The sequence below is a fragment of the Streptomyces sp. NPDC059398 genome (assembly GCF_042751845.1).
Classification (GTDB): domain Bacteria; phylum Actinomycetota; class Actinomycetes; order Streptomycetales; family Streptomycetaceae; genus Streptomyces.
Map to the genome: position 1 here is coordinate 9,061 of NZ_JBHYWP010000076.1, position 17,845 is coordinate 26,905.

Annotated in this window: 16 protein-coding genes and 1 pseudogene; 7 read left to right on the forward strand and 10 right to left on the reverse strand. The window is 71.7% G+C overall.

Going from position 1 to position 17,845, the window contains the following annotated elements; all coding sequences use genetic code 11:
• Both ACFXBC_RS24405 and ACFXBC_RS24410 read left to right on the forward strand, forming a co-directional pair.
• Nucleotides 1–555: urease accessory UreF family protein (locus ACFXBC_RS24405; protein WP_385028227.1), on the forward strand; the 555-nt coding region annotated here is incomplete at its 5' end.
• A gap of 221 nt (nt 556–776) precedes the next feature.
• A complete protein-coding gene (locus ACFXBC_RS24410) occupies nt 777–1,814 on the forward strand; it encodes an urease accessory protein UreD (RefSeq protein ID WP_385028231.1) in 1,038 nt (345 codons plus the stop codon).
• On the opposite strand, the gene ACFXBC_RS24415 is transcribed toward ACFXBC_RS24410, so the two are convergent.
• Both ACFXBC_RS24415 and map read right to left on the reverse strand, forming a co-directional pair.
• Entirely contained in the window at nt 1,804–2,454 is a 651-nt protein-coding gene (locus tag ACFXBC_RS24415) for a heme oxygenase (biliverdin-producing) (RefSeq protein WP_385028234.1), read from the reverse strand. The two genes, ACFXBC_RS24410 and ACFXBC_RS24415, sit on opposite strands and share 11 nt — an antisense overlap.
• A gap of 129 nt (nt 2,455–2,583) precedes the next feature.
• Nucleotides 2,584–3,441: a type I methionyl aminopeptidase gene (map, locus tag ACFXBC_RS24420; protein ID WP_385028237.1), complete on the reverse strand. Its 858-nt coding sequence runs from the start codon at nt 3,439–3,441 to the stop codon at nt 2,584–2,586.
• Between the two features lie 30 nt (nt 3,442–3,471).
• On the opposite strand from map, the gene ACFXBC_RS24425 reads away from it, so the two are divergent.
• Nucleotides 3,472–3,702, forward strand: coding sequence for a hypothetical protein (locus tag ACFXBC_RS24425; RefSeq protein ID WP_385028240.1), 231 nt, complete (start codon nt 3,472–3,474; stop codon nt 3,700–3,702).
• A gap of 21 nt (nt 3,703–3,723) precedes the next feature.
• Here ACFXBC_RS24425 and ACFXBC_RS24430 read toward each other — a convergent pair.
• The 4 genes and pseudogenes from ACFXBC_RS24430 to ACFXBC_RS24445 form a co-directional block, all read right to left on the reverse strand.
• Nucleotides 3,724–5,058, reverse strand: a pseudogene (locus ACFXBC_RS24430) (MFS transporter).
• Nucleotides 5,059–5,172: 114 nt separating this feature from the next.
• Nucleotides 5,173–6,258 carry a hypothetical protein gene (locus ACFXBC_RS24435; RefSeq protein ID WP_385028242.1) on the reverse strand — a complete coding sequence of 362 codons (1,086 nt, stop codon included), beginning with the start codon at nt 6,256–6,258 and terminating at the stop codon, nt 5,173–5,175.
• Nucleotides 6,255–6,674 (reverse strand): hypothetical protein, encoded by a 420-nt coding sequence (locus ACFXBC_RS24440; protein ID WP_385028245.1) that lies wholly within the window; start codon nt 6,672–6,674, stop codon nt 6,255–6,257. The genes ACFXBC_RS24435 and ACFXBC_RS24440 overlap by 4 nt, the downstream gene beginning before the upstream one ends.
• A gap of 183 nt (nt 6,675–6,857) precedes the next feature.
• Nucleotides 6,858–7,460: a hypothetical protein gene (locus ACFXBC_RS24445; protein WP_385028248.1), complete on the reverse strand. Its 603-nt coding sequence runs from the start codon at nt 7,458–7,460 to the stop codon at nt 6,858–6,860.
• Between the two features lie 95 nt (nt 7,461–7,555).
• Between ACFXBC_RS24445 and npdG the strand changes: the two genes are divergently transcribed.
• Nucleotides 7,556–8,260 carry an NADPH-dependent F420 reductase gene (gene npdG / locus ACFXBC_RS24450; protein ID WP_385028251.1) on the forward strand — a complete coding sequence of 235 codons (705 nt, stop codon included), beginning with the start codon at nt 7,556–7,558 and terminating at the stop codon, nt 8,258–8,260.
• 65 nt (nt 8,261–8,325) lie between these two features.
• On the forward strand, nt 8,326–8,520 hold the full coding sequence (locus ACFXBC_RS24455) for a hypothetical protein (RefSeq protein ID WP_385028254.1): 195 nt from the start codon (nt 8,326–8,328) through the stop codon (nt 8,518–8,520).
• Nucleotides 8,521–8,588: 68 nt separating this feature from the next.
• Here ACFXBC_RS24455 and ACFXBC_RS24460 read toward each other — a convergent pair whose 3' ends face one another.
• The gene (locus ACFXBC_RS24460) at nt 8,589–9,389 is read right to left on the reverse strand and encodes a site-2 protease family protein (protein ID WP_385028256.1); all 801 of its coding nucleotides are present in this window, start codon (nt 9,387–9,389) and stop codon (nt 8,589–8,591) included.
• Nucleotides 9,390–9,631: 242 nt separating this feature from the next.
• Here ACFXBC_RS24460 and ACFXBC_RS24465 point away from each other — a divergent pair, with 242 nt between their 5' ends.
• A complete protein-coding gene (locus ACFXBC_RS24465) occupies nt 9,632–13,075 on the forward strand; it encodes a BTAD domain-containing putative transcriptional regulator (RefSeq protein WP_385028259.1) in 3,444 nt (1,147 codons plus the stop codon).
• A 35-nt stretch (nt 13,076–13,110) separates the two neighbouring features.
• Here ACFXBC_RS24465 and ACFXBC_RS24470 read toward each other — a convergent pair whose 3' ends face one another.
• From ACFXBC_RS24470 to panB, 3 genes are all read right to left on the reverse strand, one after another.
• Nucleotides 13,111–13,947 (reverse strand): ABC transporter permease, encoded by an 837-nt coding sequence (locus ACFXBC_RS24470; protein WP_385028262.1) that lies wholly within the window; start codon nt 13,945–13,947, stop codon nt 13,111–13,113.
• A complete protein-coding gene (locus tag ACFXBC_RS24475) occupies nt 13,944–14,972 on the reverse strand; it encodes an ATP-binding cassette domain-containing protein (RefSeq protein WP_385028266.1) in 1,029 nt (342 codons plus the stop codon). Before ACFXBC_RS24475 ends, ACFXBC_RS24470 begins: the two co-directional genes overlap by 4 nt.
• 130 nt (nt 14,973–15,102) lie before the next feature.
• Nucleotides 15,103–15,924: a 3-methyl-2-oxobutanoate hydroxymethyltransferase gene (panB, locus tag ACFXBC_RS24480; RefSeq protein WP_385028302.1), complete on the reverse strand. Its 822-nt coding sequence runs from the start codon at nt 15,922–15,924 to the stop codon at nt 15,103–15,105.
• A gap of 296 nt (nt 15,925–16,220) precedes the next feature.
• On the opposite strand from panB, the gene ACFXBC_RS24485 reads away from it, so the two are divergent.
• The gene (locus ACFXBC_RS24485; RefSeq protein WP_385028269.1) at nt 16,221–17,831 is read left to right on the forward strand and encodes an MFS transporter; all 1,611 of its coding nucleotides are present in this window, start codon (nt 16,221–16,223) and stop codon (nt 17,829–17,831) included.
• Nucleotides 17,832–17,845: the final 14 nt, after the last annotated feature.

A 17,845-nucleotide genomic window follows, 5' to 3' on the forward strand; every position in this document is an offset into this window, starting at 1 on the left:
CTGACCGTCGCTCTCGCCCCCCGGGGCGGCCCGCGCGCCGCCGCGCGCCCCCGCCCCCCCCCCCCCCCGGCGCTTGGGCGGGGTGGGGGGGGGGCGCTCGCCGAGATCGACGAACGGCTGCACGCGGCCAAGCTCGGCCAGGAGCAGCGGACGGCCGCGACCAGAACCGGCCGGCATCTGCTCGGCCTCGGCCGGGCCGTGTTCCCATCCGATGCCGTGGAGGAGTACGCCGCTCTGGTCACGCGCAGGGAGGCGCCCGGCAACCGGGCGGTGGTTTCCGCCGTCATCCAGGCCGGAGCCGGAGTACCGCGTCAACAGGCGGTGACCGCCGACCTGTTCGCGTTCTGCGCCGCCTTCGCGGCAGCGGCCCGGCGGACCGGGTCGGCCGACCACGGCGCGGCCCAGCTGCTGCTGCGCGGGGCCGTGCCGGTCGTCGAGGAGGCGGCGGCGGAAGCCCTCCGCCGTGAACTCGCCGATCTGGGCGGCTGTGTGCCCGTGGCCGAGGCCCTCTCGGGGCTACCCGGCCGTGCGCCGGCCCCGGCGCCCGCCCCCTGAACCGGTACGCAGCGCACGACCCGACGGCCCACCGGCCGCCGGGAGACCGGAAGGAATCACCATGAACGACACGCTGTCGCATGCGCTCCTGCGCTGCCCCGACGGACGTCGGGACACCGGACGCCGCCCCCACACGTCCTACCCCAACTGGCCTGGCGGAAAGGGGCGTTGCCACAACGGGGTCTCACTGCCGGACGTGCGGCCGGGGACGGTGGTCTGACATGGCGCTTGTCACGGACGAGGTGCCCGAGACGTCGGCGACGGGACGCCCGCGCGCGCAGTCCCGGCTCTCCGCCGCACACCACACCCCCGGCCGGGTGCCGCCCGAAGTGGCCCGGCACGCCCCGCAGGCCGGTGAGCCCGCGCACACCGCTGAATCCCCGCACGCCGGTGAGCCCCCGCACGCCGGCGAACCCGCTGCGGAGCCGCCCGACCCCGCAGCGGAGCCGTCCCCCCGGGTCGGCCTTGTCGAGCTGGGGTTCGAGCGGCTGAGCGGCCGCACCGAACTGGTCCGCCGGTACACCAGGATGCCCCTGCGGACCGGCAGGCCCCAGCACCCGGACCCGCTGCGGCCGCAGATGGCGTTCGTCCGGCTGGCCCCCGTCGTGGGCGGTCTGGTCCGGGACGACCGCCAGCGCGTCGACGTCTGCTGCGGTGCCGAGACCGAGGTGCATCTCGCCACGGGCGCCGGGACCGAGGTCCGCCCGATGGAGCAGGGCTACGCCACCCGGCTGGTCAACCTCGCGGCGGGCCCCGACGCGTATCTGGAGTATCTGCCCGAACCGCTGCTGCCCCTGCCCGGCTCCCGGCTCTACCAGCGCACCGTGATCACCGCCGACCCCGCCGCCACCGTCGTCCTGGGGGAGACCGTGACAGGGGCACACCCCGGACCCGGCGCCCTCGGCCTCGACCTGGAGATACGCAGGCCGCACGGCAGACTGCTCGCCCTCGACGCGATACGGCTGTGCCCGGACCGGAACGAGGGGGCGGGACCCGGAGCGCTCTCCGGCCACACCCGGATGGCCTCGCTCTATGTGGTGACCGGCCGGGCACCCGCCGCCGATGTGGCCGACGCGCTGCACACCGCGCTCGACGGGACGGGACTGCCGTACGGCGTGAGTGTGCTGCCGCACGGCTGCGGCGCGTGGCTGCGGGTGCTGGGCGACGACGGGGCGGCCGTCGCGTCCGCCCGGTACGCCGGCTGGGACGCCGCCCGCCGCCTCCTCACCGGCTCCCGCGCCCCGCGCCCTACGCGCTGAGCGGGGTGAACTCCTGGCCCAGCTCACGGAAGACCTGGGTGTTGAGGCCGAAGGCACGCTTGCACTCCTCCACGATCCGCCGCTTCTCCAGGTCGTCCACCGCCACCGCGTCGAGCAGCTCTCCGTAACCACGCTTGAACGCGGCCGGGTTGGGGATCTCGTCGAAGACGTAGAACCGCACACCGTCGCCCTTGCGCGTGAAGCCCCAGGTCTTCTCGGCCACACCGCGGACGATCTGGCCGCCGGACAGATCACCGAGATAGCGGGTGTAGTGGTGCGCCACGTAGCCGCCGGGCCAGCTCTCCGCGCACTCGGCCACCCGCTCCGCATAGGCGGCGGTGGCGGGCAGCGCCGTCAGCCCGGCGCGCCAGCCGGGCCCCCGCAGATGCGCCAGGTCCTGTTCGAGCGCGGCCGTGCGCATCAGCTCCGGCCGGACGAAGGGACCGGCCACGGCGTCCCCGGTCAGCTTCTCCGCGCCCTCTTCCAGCGCCCGGTAGACGAACCACAGCTGCTCGGTGTACCGGGCGTAGGCGTCCACCCCGAGCCGGCCGCCCAGCAGGTCGCTCATGAACGTCACGGACCTGACCGTGCTGTGCTGCTCGTGCGAGGCGGTGCGGATGAGCGTCGAGAAGGCGTCCATGGCGGACCTCCGGGGCCGAGGGGGACGAGAACCTGGGTCGATCTTCTATGCTTAGGCTTACCTAAGTCAATGGGTTCCCGACGTCCTGTCGGTAACGTCCGTACCCGTCCCGGCCCCGGACCAATCCGGTCAGGGCAGCGTGAGGATCTCCGCGCCGGTCTCCGTCACGACGAGCGTGTGCTCGAACTGGGCGGTCCGCCTGCGGTCCTTGGTCACCGCCGTCCAGCCGTCCTCCCACATGTCGTACTCGTGGCTGCCGAGGGTGAGCATCGGCTCGATCGTGAACGTCATACCGGGCCTGATCAGCTCCGTGGCGTACGGGCTGTCGTAGTGCGGGACGATCAGGCCGGAGTGGAACGACGTGCTGATGCCGTGCCCGGTGAAGTCCTTGACGACGCCGTAGCCGAAACGCTTGGCGTACGACTCGATGACCCGGCCGATGATGTTGATCTGACGGCCGGGCCTGACCGCCTTGATGGCCCGGCCGAGCGATTCGCGGGTCCGCTCTACGAGGAGCCGTGACTCCTCGTCGACGTCTCCGCAGAGGTAGGTGGCGTTGGTGTCGCCGTGCACCCCGTTGATGTACGCGGTGACGTCGAGGTTCACGATGTCGCCGTCCCGGAGCACCGTGGAGTCCGGGATCCCGTGGCAGATGACCTCGTTGACGGAGGTGCAGAGGGACTTCTTGAAGCCGCGGTAGCCGAGGGTCGACGGATAGGCCCCGTGGTCGCACATGAAGTCATGGGCGACCCGGTCGAGTTCATCCGTCGTCACACCGGGCACGATGTGCTTGGCGGCCTCCGCCATCGCCTGTGCGGCGATACGGCCCGCGACGCGCATACGCTCGACGGTGTCGGCGTCCTGGACGTCCGGGCCGGTGTACGGCGTCGGCGCGGGCTTGCCCACGTACTCGGGACGCCGGATGTTTCCGGGTACGGAACGGGTGGGAGAGAGCTCCCCTGGTACGAGCAGTGACTGGCCAGACATGCCAGCGAGTGTATGAGAGAGGAGCCGACCATGGCTTTGTTCAAGAGGCGCACGGCCGCGAAGCCGGGCGAGTGGTACTACTGCATCGAGCACAGAAAGGTCGAAGAGGGCCCCGAGTGCCCGGCCAAGGACCGCTTCGGCCCGTACGCCACCCGCGAGGAGGCGACGCACGCCATGGAGACGGCGGCCGAGCGGAACCTGGAGTGGGAGACCGACCCCAAGTGGCACGAGAAGGGCGGCCCCACCGACGAGGAGAGCTGACGGCCGGGCCGGTCCTTACGGTCAGACAGCCGCCGCCGCAGCGGCTGCCGCCTCCTCCTTACGGGCGCGGCGCAGCTGCGCGTCGGCGTCGGTGTCCGCGTCGTACGTCAGCAGCTTCGGCAGCACGGCGGCGAGCAGGCCCACCGACGCCACACAGGCGAGACCGCCGCTCCAGATCGCGTTCCGTGTCCCGGTCCAGCCGGCCAGGGTGCCCGCTCTGACCTGGCCCAGCTGCGGTCCGACGCTGTACGAGAGCACCTCGATACCCGCCAGCCTGCCGCGCAGCTCCTCCGGGATGGTCTGGTTCCAGATAGTGGAGCGGCCGAGCCCGCTGAGCATGTCGCCCGCGCCCGCGAAGGCCAGACAGAGCAGCACCAGCCAGATGTTGGTGCACCAGCCGGCGGCCGTGATCGCAAGACCCCAGCCCGCGGCGCCGAAGACCACGAAGAGCCCGTGCCGTCTGACCCGCGACGTCCAGCCGCTGGTCAGACTGAGCACCACGGACCCCACCGACCCCGCCGCGTACTCCCCCACTGCCTAAAGGGCGTGGGAGGTGCCCCCATGCCCCAGCGCCCAGGTGGCGTGCAGATCGTCGGCGAGGAAGGGGAAGACCGTGTTCGGGTAGGCGAAGAACATCGCCGCCAGGTCGATCGCGTACGTCCCGAGGAGCACCGGGCGGCTCCACGCGTACCGGGCGCCCTGCGCGATCCCGCGCAGCGAGGGCCGCTCGGCGTCGTGCGAGGGCGGCGCGGGCGAGAGCCGGGTGCACATGGCGACCGAGACCGTGAAGCCCAGCACCGTGACCCCGTACGCGGTGGGGTATCCGGCGTACGCCACCACGACCCCCGCCAGCGCCGGGCCCGCGATCGCGCCGGTCTGCCACCGCAGCGCGTTGAGCGCGGCGGCCGCGGTCAGCTGGTCGTGCGGCACGATCCGCGCCAGCAGCGAGTCGAGCGCGGGCCGTTGCAGCCCGGCGAGCGCCGAGACCCCGGCGGCGACGACATACAGCGGCCAGAGCATCGGCGCGGGGATCAGCGCGTTCACGAGCAGCAGTACGGCGAGCAGCCCCAGCCCCGCCTCGGTGGCCAGGATGACCTTGCGCCGGTCGACCGCGTCGGCCAGCGCACCCCCGTAGAGCCCGAAGACGACCAGCGGCACCAGCTCCACCGCCCCCATCGCGCCCACGGCGGCAGGGGACCCGGTGAGGTCCTTGATCTGGAGCGGCAGGGCGATCAGCGCCATCGAACTGCCGAAGAAGGCGATCAGGCCCTGGACCCAGAGCAGGCGGAACTCCCGGGAGGAGCGCCAGGGGGTGAGATCGGGGAGGAGCGCGCCGAGCCGCGTGCGGGAAGCCACAAGAGGTCATGTTCGGCCGCGCCGCGTCCGGGGTGCAAACGGATTACGGGCGGCCCGACCACCAGCGGCCCGGCGGGGCGAGGTAAGACACGGTGCAGTGGGCCGTGAGTTCGTCTACTCGGTGGGCAGGCGCCAGGAAGGGCCTTCTGGCTCCCGGTACCAGACTCGCTGGCCTTCTGACGTGATCGTGAGGCCGAAGTCCTCTCGGGCAGGAGCGCCTCCGGGGAAGACGGAGGCCAACTCCTCCACCTTGTCCCAGAGCCGCTGTGGGCCGAGTTGCCTGGCTTTTCCCGACACGTGAGCGGTGGCCGTGGAACCGTCATCGGTCCACAGCCCGACGCCGGTCACCTCGCCCGACTCGTCTCGCCAGGAGCACGAGTGATATCCGGGGAGGGCGAGTGACAGTGGGAACTTCAGCCGGTTGAGCACATCCGTTGCCTGTACAACGGTGGCCGTGCCGGCCTGGGGTTCCAGCCCTGCGAAGTCGGGACCGTGGGAGGCGGTTCGACGTGGCATGAAGAACGCAGGTACCGGGAGAAATCTCCCTGACGCCTCCCCATCGCTTCCGACGACGATTTTCGCGACGCCGAATCCGATCGGCGCGACGATGACTGAACCCTCGCGGGTCTGGGCCAGTAGGGCGGGCGGAAGACAGCGGAGGCCGACGGTGGCGATGATGCGGTCGTAGGGCGCTCGGGCTGGATAGCCTTCCGCGCCGTCCCCAGTGAAGACGAGGGGGTGGTAGTCCCCCCTTGCCAGGCGGCTCCGGGCGAGTCGGACCAGATCGGGATCAACGTCCACGCTCACCACGTTGTCGCCTCCGAGGCGCGACGAGGCCAGGGCGGCGTTGTACCCGGTACCGAGGCCCAGCTCGTACAACCGGTGGCCGGGCTTCGCGTCCAGAGCATCGAGCATGGTCAGCATCAGGCGGGGCTCACTTGACGACGAGGTGGGGACGCCATGCTCGTCCAGCTGTGTAGTCAGCGCGGTGTCCGAGTACACGGTCTCCAAGTAGCCTGGATCTCCGCTGGTTACCTCCTTCCACCGTCCTCGCTTGTCCTGCTGGTAGAAGCGCGGGACGTAGTGTTCCCGCGGAACCTCGGCGAACGCTGCCAGCCATTCGCTCTGTTGTCCCTCGCCGAGTGCGGCGGCGAACTGGGCGCGCAGCCTGGCCGGTGCGGGGTCGTTCGTGTGGGTCATGTGGTGGTCCCCTGCAGGTAATCAGCGTGTGCGGCGGCGATGGGTAATCCGGTGCGGTTCTCGACCCATGACCATGTGCCTGCCGGATTGTTCTCGAAGAAAACCCACTCGTCGTTGGGGGTGACGGCGAAGTCGAAGGAGCCGAACACGATGCCGTACGAGGCCATGAAGCGCCGAACAGCCGTAGCGACTTTGTCGGGCACCGTGGTTGTGCCGTACTCCAGGTTCTCGTAGTCGGTGCGCCAGTCGGTCCGTGCCTTCTCGGAGGTACCGATGATGGTCCCGGCGAACAGATTGCCGTCCACGGCGACGAGGCGTACTTCGTATTTCTTGGGGATGTCCTCCTGGAAGTAATGGGCGGTCAGCCGGATGCTGTCGTCGAAGCCCGCCGGGTCCACCCGGTGGGTTGCCACCATCAGTTGCCGGTCCGCGCCCGTGTTCAGGCGCCCTCCGAGGACGGGCTTGCAGATCGATCGGCAGTACCCGGGACCGGCCCGACCGGCTCCAGCGCGCCGCGTCCGGGGTGCAAACGGATTACGGGCGGCTCGACCACCAGCGGCCCGGTTACCGGCGGTCCGGAGAAGGAGCGGGCGGCCCGGTCACCACAGGTCCGGCGGGGGAGCGGTCAGCTGGTCGGCGAGGCGGGAGAGGCGGTCGCGGAAGCCGGGCCTGCCGCGCTGTGCGGGGAGGCTGTTCTCGCCGGCGGCCGCGCTGACCAGGTGCTGCACGGTGTCGAGATCCACCTCACCGCCCTCCGCCACCGTGAGCGTCTCGTGCGCGAGTCCGTGCACCTCCGGGTCCCCGCCGTCGAGTGCCAGCACGGTGGCACCGGCCCGTCGCGCCCCGTGCACCCGCTCCAGGAGCCCCGCCCCGGGCAGCTCCGGCGCGACGACGAGCAGCGTCTCACCGCGCCCCGCCGCCTCGATCCGCCCGAGGCCCACCGAGAGATGCGCCGGCTCCCCGTCCCCGACCCGGTGGCGCACCAGCGTGGGCGCCAGTTCCGGCAGCCCCGACCAGGCGGCCTCGTCCACGAGATGGGCGGCCAGATGCCACGGCTCGTACCGCTCGGTCCCCACCAGCAGCAGCCCGCCGCCGTGCGGCACCACGGACGACCGCAGCGCGGCGGCGAACCGGCGGGTGGCGCGCGGCCACTCCGTCCCTGCGAGTACTTCCCGGAGCAGCGCTACCCGTACGGCATCCATGGCCGGGCATCCTGCCGCACGGGGCCGTCCCGCGCCGGGCGGTCGACCGGTCCTCATCCGTACGGGTACCGGGTACCAGCGAGTAGGGTCGGCCCATGACTTCCACCGACAGTGCACAGCAGCCGGCCGCCAAGGACCCCTGGGACCTTCCCGATGTCTCGGACCTGGTCATCGGCGTCCTCGGCGGGACCGGCGACCAGGGGCGCGGGCTCGCCTACCGGCTGGCCAGGGCGGGCCAGAAAGTGATCATCGGCTCGCGCGCCGCCGAGCGGGCGCGGACCGCGGCCGGAGAGCTCGGGCACGGCGTCGAGGGCCTGGAGAACGCCGAGTGCGCGCGCCGCAGCGATGTGGTGATCGTGGCCGTGCCCTGGGACGGGCACGCCAAGACCCTGGAGTCGCTGCGCGAGGAGCTGACCGGGAAGCTCGTGGTCGACTGCGTCAACCCGCTCGGCTTCGACAAGAAGGGTGCGTACGCCCTGAAGCCCGAGGAGGGCAGCGCCGCCGAGCAGGCCGCCGCGCTGCTGCCTGAGTCCCGGGTGACCGCCGCCTTCCACCATCTGTCGGCCGTCCTGCTCCAGGACCCGGAGATCGAGCAGATCGACACCGATGTGATGGTGCTGGGCGAGGCGCGCGCCGACGTCGAGACCGTGCAGGCGCTCGCCGGCCGGATCACCGGGATGCGCGGGGTCTTCGCCGGGCGGCTGCGCAACGCCCACCAGGTCGAGTCGCTCGTCGCCAACCTGATCTCGGTCAACCGCCGCTACAAGGCCCACGCGGGGCTGCGCGTCACCGACGTATGAGCGCGAAGGGGCATGGGGGACACTGGGGGACGAACAGTCTTCGCCCCCGGACAGGAGCCGCCCCCATGCCCCGCCTCGCTCTGTACGCCCTCGTCGTCTGCGCCCTCTCCGTGGCGGCCGCCGTGGTCTCCTTCGTCCAGGGGAGCTTGATCGGGATCGTCTGGATCCTGCTGGCGGGCCTCTCGTCCAACATGGCCTGGTTCTATCTGCGCAGGACCCGCGCCGCCAGGGCCGCGGCCAGGACGCCCGCCGCCCACTGACCTGCCGCGCGCCGGGGCGGGAGCGGGCCGCCGCCGTCACGCCCGCCCGCTACCCCGAGCCTCCGCCGCTACCTGGGGCAGAAGAACCCGGCGGGCTGCCCGTACCAGAAGCGGTAGAAGTTCTGCCCGCAGTACGTGTCGTTGCCGCTGACCCCGACGCCGCGCAGGATCGCGTCGATCAGGTCGAAGAACGCGTGGTTCACCGACGGGATCCACAGCAGCGCGAAGACCGCGATCATCCCCACCTGTCCGAACGGCTCGACCTGGCGGCGGATGCTGTACGGCAGCCAGGGCTCGACCACGCCGTACCCGTCGAGACCCGGAACGGGCAGGAAGTTCAGGATCGCGGCCGTGAACTGGAGCAGCGCGAGGAAGCCCAGCGCGTAGCGGAACAGCGGCGGTACGCCGTCCAGCGCGTGCAGCCAGAAGGGCGCCGTGCAGACGAACGCGAACAGTACGTTCGTCAGCGGGCCCGCCGCCGAGATCAGACTGTGCCGCCAGCGGCCCCTGATCCGGCCCCGCTCGATGAAGACCGCGCCGCCCGGCAGACCGATCCCGCCGAGGATCAGGAAGACCAGCGGCAGCACGATGGAGAGCATCGCGTGGGTGTACTTCGCCGGGTTGAGGGTGAGATAGCCCTTCTCCCCGACCGAGATGTCGCCGCTGTGCAGGGCGCTGCGGGCGTGCGCGTACTCGTGCAGACAGAGCGAGACCACCCACGCCGACGTCACGAACAGGAAGACCGAGAAGCCCGGGACCTTCGCGAAGTCCGCCCACACCGCCCAGCCGGTGACCGCCATGACGGCCACGATCCCCAGGAAGACCGGACTGATCCGCCGTTCGCTGTGGCGGGTGGAGGCGGTGGTCATGGACGGGACTCCTGATGTTCGGGGCGCCGGTGATGCATGGGGTACCGGGGCAGGAGCCCCGACCGTACACAAGAGCCCTGACCGTACAGGTGACACGCGGTAAACGTCTCGCCGCCGGGTGTGGGTTCCGGGCAGGGTGGGGGCATGACGGACGGAAGGCGGCAGTGGTGGCGGACATCGGACGGGCGCCGTGTGCGGAGCACCGGGCGGTTGACGTGCGTGCTGTAACGGACAATGGGCCCGTGCGCTACCGGATCCTCTCCACCACCCAGGCATTCCGCCCCGACGGCACGGCCGTCGCCCTCGGCGGGGCGCGGCTGCGTGCCCTGCTGACCGTACTGGCGCTGCGCGTCGGGCGGAGCGTCCCGGCGGCCGTGCTGGTCGCCGAGGTGTGGGACGGCGATCCGCCGGCCGACGCCACCGGCGCGCTCCAGGCGCTCGTGGCCCGGCTGCGGCGGGCGCTCGGGCATGCCGCCGTCACCTCGTCCGACGGCGGGTACCGGCTCTGCGCCGACCCGGACGACGTGGACCTGTACCGGTTCGAGCGGCTCGCGGGCGAGGGAGCGCGGGCCCTGGACGAGGGCGATCCGGCCAAGGCGGCTGCCCTCCTGGAGGACGCGCTGGCGCTGTGGCGGGGGATGGTGCTCGCCGACCTCCCCGACCGTACGGCCCTGGCGGCCCGCTGGGAGGCCCGGCGACTTGACGCACGCCGGGCCGCGCTCGCCGCTGCGGTCGCGCTCGGCCGGGCCGAGGGAACGCTGCCGGAGCTGGCCGCGCTCTGCGCCGACCATCCGATCGACGAGCCGCTTCAGGCGCTGCGGATCCGGGCGCTGCGGCACGCGGGGCGGACCGCGGAGGCACTCGCCGCGTACGAGGAGGTGCGGCGCGGTCTGATCGAGCGGCTCGGCGCGGATCCGGGGCCCGAACTGCGGTCGCTGTACGCCGAGTTGCTGTCACCGGATGAAGTCACCGCGGGGGAGGCCGGCGCCGGGCGGGCCACCGCCGGGGGAGTCACCCCCGAGGAAGCCGCCGCCGGGAGATCCGCCACCGGGGGAGCCACCCCCGAAGGGCGGCCGGACCGCGGGGGCGCGGCCGACGGGTCTCCCGGAGCGGAGCAGGCCCCCGCCCGGCAGCTGTCCGGCGACGACGGCTCGGGCGGGCGCCGCCCCGGCAATCTCCGGGCCCGGCTGACCAGCTTCGTCGGGCGCGAGAGCGACATCCACGCCCTGCGCGACGACCTCGGTGCGGCCCGGCTCGTCACCCTGCTCGGACCCGGCGGGGCCGGGAAGACCCGGCTCTCGCAGGAGGCGGCCGAGGCCGCGGCCGGCTCCTGGCCCGACGGCGTCTGGCTGGCCGAACTCGCCCCCGTGGACGACCCGGAGACGGTGCCCGAAGCGGTACTCGGCGCGGTCGGCGCCCGTCAGACGGTGCTGCGCGGCGCGGGCGTCGAGGAGATACGCGCCGCCGACCGGCAGGCGGACGACCCGCTGGCCCGGCTCACCGAACACTGCGCCCGGCGCCGGATGCTGCTCCTGCTCGACAACTGCGAGCATGTCATCGGTGCCGCCGCCACCCTCGCCGAAGAACTCCTCGCCCACTGCCCCGGGCTGACGATCCTGGCCACCAGCCGGGAGCCACTGGGGGTGCCCGGCGAAGTCGTACGCCCCCTTGAGCCGCTGCCCGAGCCGTCCGCGCTGCGGCTGCTGGCCGAGCGCGGGAGCGCCGCCCGGCCGGGCTTCCGGATCGAGGACGACCCGGGGGCGGCCACGGAGATCTGCCGCCGCCTGGACGGACTCCCGCTCGCCATCGAACTCGCCGCGGCCCGGCTGCGGATGCTCTCCCCGCGCCAGATCGCCGACCGGCTCGACGACCGCTTCCGGCTGCTGACCGGCGGCGCCCGGACCACTTTGCCGCGCCAGCAGACGCTGCGCGCCGTGGTCGACTGGTCCTGGGACCTGCTCGCCGAACCGGAGCGCAACGTCCTGCGCAGGCTCTCCGTCTTCGCCGGCGGCTGCGGGATCACGGCCGTGGAGGCGGTGTGCGGCGCCGAATCACTCGACCTGCTCGGCTCGCTGGTCGACAAGTCCCTGGTGGTGGCGGCTCCTTCGGGCTACGGCGAGATGCGCTACCGGCTCCTCGAAACCGTCGGCGAGTACGCGGCAGAGCGGCTCGACGAGGCGGGTGACCGCCCCGACGCCGAACACCGTCATCTGGTGCACTACCGGGAGCTGGCCCGGCTGACCGACCCCGAACTGCGCGGCCACGGCCAGCTCGCCGCGATCGACCTGCTGGTGCGCGAGTACGAGAACGTACGCACCGCACTGCGCCGCGCCGTCGCCGCGGGGGACGAGCAGGAGGCGCTGATCCTGGTGCACTCCCTCGCCTGGTTCTGGCAGATGCGCGATCTGCGCGCCGACTCCAGACACTGGTGCGGTGCGACCGCGGAGCTCGGCCCCGACCCGTTCGAGCCGCCGGTCGCGAAGGCCCCGCCGCTGGAGGCGCGGTGTACGGACGCCCCGCCGCCGATGAGTCCCGAACTGCTCGAAGAGGCGCGGCGCGGAGTGCGGCTGATCCATCTGGCCTCCGCCGACCACGATTTCGACGACTGGACCACGCCGGCCAACAAGGAGCGGCTCAGCCGGGTGGTGGCGGCCTACAGCCCCGGACTGCCGCAGACCTGCCGCTCCCCGGCCTCGCTCTGGTTCTTCGCGGTCATGCTCACCGGCGCCCCCGGTGAGCTGCGGGACGTGCTCGACGAAACGGTGCGGTCCTGCCAGGACTTCGGATACGAGTGGGAGCTGGCCAGCGCCCTCCAGATGCGGGCCAACATCCTGGCCAACCGCAGCGACTGGGCGGGCGACGCCACCAGGGACGCCGAGGAGGCCCTGGAGATCTTCATCCGGCTCGGCGACGCCTGGGGCGCCGCCGAGGCGCTCTCGGCGCGCGGTGAGGCCCGTGAGGCGCGCGGCGACTTCCTGCTCGCCGGTGAGGACTACCGGATGGCGTTCGGTTACGCCGAGCGGCTCGGCGCACGGACCCAGGTCGCGGTGTTGCGGGCCAGGTACGCCGGGGCGCTGCTCGAAGCGGGCCGGGGGGACGAGGGCGAGACGATCCTGCGGCAGGTCCTGGGGGAGGAATCGGGGACCGACGTCGGGCACGAGGTCTGGCCGATGGCCCGGATGATTCTCGCCATGTGGCTGGGCCGCGTCGGCCGTGTGTCCGAGGCCCGCGTCGAACTCGGCCTGCTGCAGGAGAAGTTCGCGAGGGGGCCGCTCGCCGTCTTCGAAGGCATGATGCTCGGCCTGACGGCCTGGCTGGACAACGAGGAGGGCCGGTACGCCGAGGGCCGTGTCAGGGCGCGGCAGGCGCTGATGCGGACCGGTGACCCGCTGTCGCAGATGGTGGCCCCGCAGATGCCCGCCACCCAGCTGGTGACGTACGCCTGGGCGCTGGCGGGTCCCGGAGATCCCGATGAGGCCCGGGACGCGGTGCGGCTGCTGGCCGCGTCCGACGCGCAGCTGCCGCCGGGTCACTTCAGCGCGTCCATGGAGCGCGCCAACCGCGAGAAGGCCGAGGCGGCCGCCCGCGCCGCCCTGGGGGACGCCGCGTACGAGCGTGCGTACGCCGAGGGCGGCGGCCTCACCCCGGAGGAGGCCACCGCCCTGGTGGAGCGACGCGATCGGTGAACGGGACCGCCGGGTCGTACGGCCCGGCGGCCGGTTCAGGTCTTCTTGCGGAACTTGCGGATCGCCAGCGGTGCGGTGACCGCGGTGATCGCCACCGACCAGCCGAGCGTCATCAGTACGGAGTGGGTGACCGGGCCGCCGTTCATCAGGTTCCGCGCCGCGTCCGCGAGGTTGGAGAGCGGGTTGTAGTCGGTGAACGCCTGGAGCCAGCCGGGCATCGTGGTGGGCGGGGCGAAGATCGACGATCCGAACTGCAGCGGCATCAGCACCAGCATCGCCATCCCCTGGACGGCCTGGGCCGTCTTCATGGTCAGTCCGAGCAGAATGAAGATCCACATCAGTGAGGCGCCGAAGACCAGTGAGAGGCCGATCGCCGCGAAGAGCGAGAGCACCGATGTGTGGATGCTGAGACCCAGTATGAAGCCCACGGTCAGCAGGATCGTGATGGCGACCAGCATCCGGCCGATCTCCACGACGATCTTCGCGATGAGGACGGACGACCGGGCGATGGGCATACTGCGGAACCGGTCCATCACCCCCTTCTTGAAGTCGTCGTTGACCCCGGTGCCCACGGCCATGGCGATGTTCATGCCCATCATCGCCATCAGACCGGGGACGACGTAGTCGACGTACTGCGTCTGGTTGCCCTTGCCCGCGATGGCGCCGCCGAAGACGAACACGAACAGCAGGGTGAAGATGATCGGCATCAGCAGGACGTCGAACATCGACTCCGGGTCCGCCTTGATCTGCAGCGCGTTGCGCCGGGCCAGCGCCCCGATGTGCCGGAGATTGCCCCGCAGCCCGATCCGCCCCTCGTCCGCGGTCGCGGCCGGTGCGGGCGGCGCCGGCTTCTCGATCGTCGCCGTGCTCATACCGCGGCCTCCTGGATCTGGTCGCTCTGCTCGTCGTAGCCGTCCTGCAGGGTGGGCTTCTGGCCGGTGATGGCCAGGAACACCTCGTCAAGGCTGGGCAGATGGGTACCGATGTTGGTGATGCCGAAGCCGCGCGAGGCCAGCAGGCCGACCACCGACGTCAGCTGTTCGTCGCTGAGGATCGGCACATTGAGCAGCCCCTCGTCGGGCACCGCCTGGGAGCCCGCGATCCCGTCCAGCCCGGCCTCGGCCAGCGCGCGCGCCATGGCGGGGAGCTGTCCGGGGTCGCTCGGCTGGATCTGGAGGGTGCGGCCGCCGACCTTCGCCTTCAGCTCGTTCACCTTGCCGTTGGCGATGACCCGGCCCTTGTCGATGACCGTCAGCTCGTTGGCGAGCTGCTCGGCCTCCTCCATGTACTGGGTGGTGATGAGCACGGTCGCCCCCTCCGCGACCATCCGCTGCACCTCGTCCCAGACCTCGTTGCGGGTACGGGGGTCGAGACCGGTCGTCGGCTCGTCGAGGAAGAGCACCGCCGGGCTGCCGATCATCGAAGCGGCCAGGTCGAGCCTGCGGCGCATCCCGCCCGAGTAGTGCATCGCGGCCTTCTTGGCCGCATCGGTCAGTGAGAACCGCTCCAGGAGCTCGTCGGCGCGGCTCCTGGCGTCCTTGCGGGAGAGATCGAGCAGCCGGCCGATCATGTAGAGGTTCTCCCAGCCGGAGAGCTTCTCGTCGACCGACGCGTACTGCCCGGTGAGGCCGATGACCCGGCGCAGCTGGCGGGGCTGGGTCAGTACGTTGCAGCCGGCCACGGTGGCGGTGCCGGAGTCCGGCTGAATCAGGGTGGAGAGGACTCGTACGAGGGTGGTCTTGCCGGCGCCGTTGGGCCCGAGCACACCGAGGACCGTGCCCTCCCGGACATCCAGGTCCACTCCGTCCAGGGCCTTCGTGTCCCCGTAGTGCTTCACCAGCCCCCGCACCTGTACGGCGGATCCGCCGTTCCCGGGGTTCTTGTCGATTCGCGTCATGCCCACTATCAGACCAGCCGCCACTGACAACTCACCGACAGAATGCCGACAGCCCGCCGATGGGGGATGTCGGCGGGCCGTCGGTACGTGCGGCAGTGGCCTGGACGGGGCCCGAGAGGGCCCCGGTGGTTCAGTGGAAGGTGTGCTGCTCCTGCGGGAACGTGCCGCCGACCACCTCGTCGGCGAACTCCTTCGCCGCGTCGCCGAGCGTCCGGCGGAGGTCCGCGTACTGCTTGGTGAAGCGCGGCACCTTGCCGCCCGTCAGCCCCACCATGTCTGTGTAGACGAGCACCTGCGCGTCGCACTCGGGGCCCGCGCCGATCCCGACGGTCGGGATGTGCAGGATGCGGGTGACCTCGGCGGCCAGCTCCGCGGGTACGAGTTCCAGGACGACCGCGAACGCGCCGGCGTCCTGTACGGACTTGGCGTCGCGCAGCAGCTGCTGCGCGGCCTCCTCGCCGCGGCCCTGCACCCGGTAGCCCATCGAGTTGACGGACTGCGGTGTCAGCCCGATGTGCCCCATGACGGGGATGCCGGACTGCACCAGCAGCTCGATCTGCTGGTGCGAGCGCTCACCGCCCTCCAGCTTCACCGCGCCCACACCCGCCTCCTTGACCAGGCGCGTCGCACTGCGCAGCGCCTGGACCGGGCCCTCCTGGTAGGCGCCGAAGGGCAGGTCGCCGACGATCAGCGCCCGCGAGGTGCCGCGTACCACGGCGGCGGCGAGCATCGTCATCTCGTCGAGGGTGACCGGGACCGTGGTCTCGTACCCGAGGTGGCAGTTGCCCATCGAGTCGCCGACGAGCATCACCGGGATGCCTGCCTCGTCGAAGACGGAGGCGGTCATCGCGTCGTACGCGGTGAGCATGGGCCACTTCTCGCCGCGCTCCTTGGCGCCGCCGATGTCGTGGACCGTGATGCGCCTGCTGCTCCGGCCGCCGGACATCGCCATGCTTCTGTCGGCGGGCTTCCCGGCGGCGGGGCCACCGGCCGCAGGGGCGGAGTTCTGGTGGGCGGAGCCCTGGGGTGCGGAGCTCTCGTGGAGGGAGCTCTGGGAATCCAATGCGCGCGTCATCGCAACGCTCCTGTTCGTCATCTCGAGGCGCCCTGACGGCGTCCCCGGACCGGCTCCATGGTCGCACCCCGGCGCCACCGGGGGGAAGTGGGCTCCGGGCACGCCACCGGGGCCCGGGTAAAATCTTTACGATACGAGACGGTGTCGTATCGGAAATGCTCTACGCTGTCCGCATGACCAACTCCACGGGGCCCGTCGCAGCGCCCCGCATACCCGAAGCCGTACACCGGCGCCGCTGGGCGATCCTGGCCGCGCTGATGCTGAGCCTGCTGATCGTGGTGCTCGACAACTCCATCCTCAATGTGGCGGTCAAGACGATCGCGGCCCCCGCGCCGACCGGGCTCGGCGCCACCCAGAGCCAGCTCGAATGGGCGATCAACGCCTACACGCTGGTCTTCGCCGGACTGCTCTTCACCGCCGGCCTGCTCGGCGACCGCATCGGCCGCAAGAAGGTCCTGCTCTTCGGGCTCGCGGTCTTCGGTTTCGGCTCGGTGTTCGCCGCCCTCTCCACCTCGCCGGCCGAACTCGTCGCGTTCCGGGCCGTGATGGGGCTCGGCGGGGCCTTCGTGATGCCTGCCACCCTCGCCGTCCTGATGAACGTCTTCGAGCGGGACGAGCAGCCCAAGGCCATCGGCATCTGGGCCGGCGGCGTCGGCCTGGCCATCGCGATCGGCCCGATCACCGGCGGTGTGCTCCTCGAACACTTCTGGTGGGGCTCGGTGTTCCTGGTCAATGTGCCGGTCGTGGCCGTCGCGCTGATCGCGATGGTGCTGCTGGTCCCGGACTCCAGGGACCCCGCCCCCGGCCATATCGACCCGGTGGGGGTGGGCCTGTCCGTCGTCGGCCTGGTGCTGCTGGTGTACGGGATCATCCGCGGCGGCGAACTGGCCGACTTCACCGCGCCGTCCGTGCTGCTGACCACGCTCGGCGGGATCGCCGTGCTGACCGGCTTCGTGCTGTACGAGAAGCGCAGCAGCCACCCGGCCATCGACGTCACCTACTTCAGGAACCCGGCGTTCTCCGCGGCCGTCGCCGCCATCGCCCTGGTCTTCTTCGCGCTGATGGGCGTCACCTTCTTCTCGGCCTTCTACATGCAGAGCGTCCGCGGCTACAGCGCGCTGGAGTCCGGCCTCCTGCTGCTGCCGCTCGCCGCGGCCCAGATGATCTTCTCGCCGCGGGCCAGGCTCGTCGTCGAACGGTTCGGCGCCCGCGCCGTCTGCACGGCCGGCATGGTGCTGGTCGCCGCCGGACTCGGCTGCTTCGCGTTCTTCGGCGCCGGTACGCCCGTCTGGGTGATGGAGGTCGTCTTCTTCGCCATGGGGACGGGAATGGCCCACATCATGCCGCCGGTCACGGTCTCGATCATGCAGTCGCTGCCCCGTGAGAAGGCCGGTTCCGGATCCGCGATCAACAACACCTTCCGCCAGGTCGGCGGGGCGCTCGGGGTCGCCGTACTGGGGTCCGTGCTCTCCGCCACCTACCGCGGTGACATCGAGGGGCATCTCGGCGCGCTGCCGCCCGGTGCGCGCAAGGCGGCGGGGGAGTCGATCGAGGCGACCCTGGGCGTCGCGGAGAAGCTCGGCCCCGCGGGCCGGACGCTCGCGGCCCACGCGGACACCGCGTTCCTGCACGCCATGCATGTGACGGCGCTCGGCTCGGCCGGGGTCGCGCTGCTCGGCGCCGTCGTGGTCGCCGTCTTCCTGCCGGGCAGGCCCGGGACCGGCGCCGTCGGAGCCAGGGCGGAAGAGTCGGTTCCGGCGTCAGCGACAATCGGTATGGACTGACTCGGCAGGGACTG

Coding starts and splice junctions, on each gene's coding strand:
- ACFXBC_RS24410 (WP_385028231.1), top strand. CDS start 777: ATGGCGCTTGTCACGGACGAGGTGCCCGAGACGTCGGCGACGGGACGC.
- ACFXBC_RS24415 (WP_385028234.1), bottom strand. CDS start 2,454: ATGGACGCCTTCTCGACGCTCATCCGCACCGCCTCGCACGAGCAGCAC.
- map (WP_385028237.1), bottom strand. CDS start 3,441: ATGTCTGGCCAGTCACTGCTCGTACCAGGGGAGCTCTCTCCCACCCGT.
- ACFXBC_RS24425 (WP_385028240.1), top strand. CDS start 3,472: ATGGCTTTGTTCAAGAGGCGCACGGCCGCGAAGCCGGGCGAGTGGTAC.
- ACFXBC_RS24435 (WP_385028242.1), bottom strand. CDS start 6,258: ATGACCCACACGAACGACCCCGCACCGGCCAGGCTGCGCGCCCAGTTC.
- ACFXBC_RS24440 (WP_385028245.1), bottom strand. CDS start 6,674: ATGGTGGCAACCCACCGGGTGGACCCGGCGGGCTTCGACGACAGCATC.
- ACFXBC_RS24445 (WP_385028248.1), bottom strand. CDS start 7,460: ATGGATGCCGTACGGGTAGCGCTGCTCCGGGAAGTACTCGCAGGGACG.
- npdG (WP_385028251.1), top strand. CDS start 7,556: ATGACTTCCACCGACAGTGCACAGCAGCCGGCCGCCAAGGACCCCTGG.
- ACFXBC_RS24455 (WP_385028254.1), top strand. CDS start 8,326: ATGCCCCGCCTCGCTCTGTACGCCCTCGTCGTCTGCGCCCTCTCCGTG.
- ACFXBC_RS24460 (WP_385028256.1), bottom strand. CDS start 9,389: ATGACCACCGCCTCCACCCGCCACAGCGAACGGCGGATCAGTCCGGTC.
- ACFXBC_RS24470 (WP_385028262.1), bottom strand. CDS start 13,947: ATGAGCACGGCGACGATCGAGAAGCCGGCGCCGCCCGCACCGGCCGCG.
- ACFXBC_RS24475 (WP_385028266.1), bottom strand. CDS start 14,972: ATGACGCGAATCGACAAGAACCCCGGGAACGGCGGATCCGCCGTACAG.
- panB (WP_385028302.1), bottom strand. CDS start 15,924: ATGGCGATGTCCGGCGGCCGGAGCAGCAGGCGCATCACGGTCCACGAC.
- ACFXBC_RS24485 (WP_385028269.1), top strand. CDS start 16,221: ATGACCAACTCCACGGGGCCCGTCGCAGCGCCCCGCATACCCGAAGCC.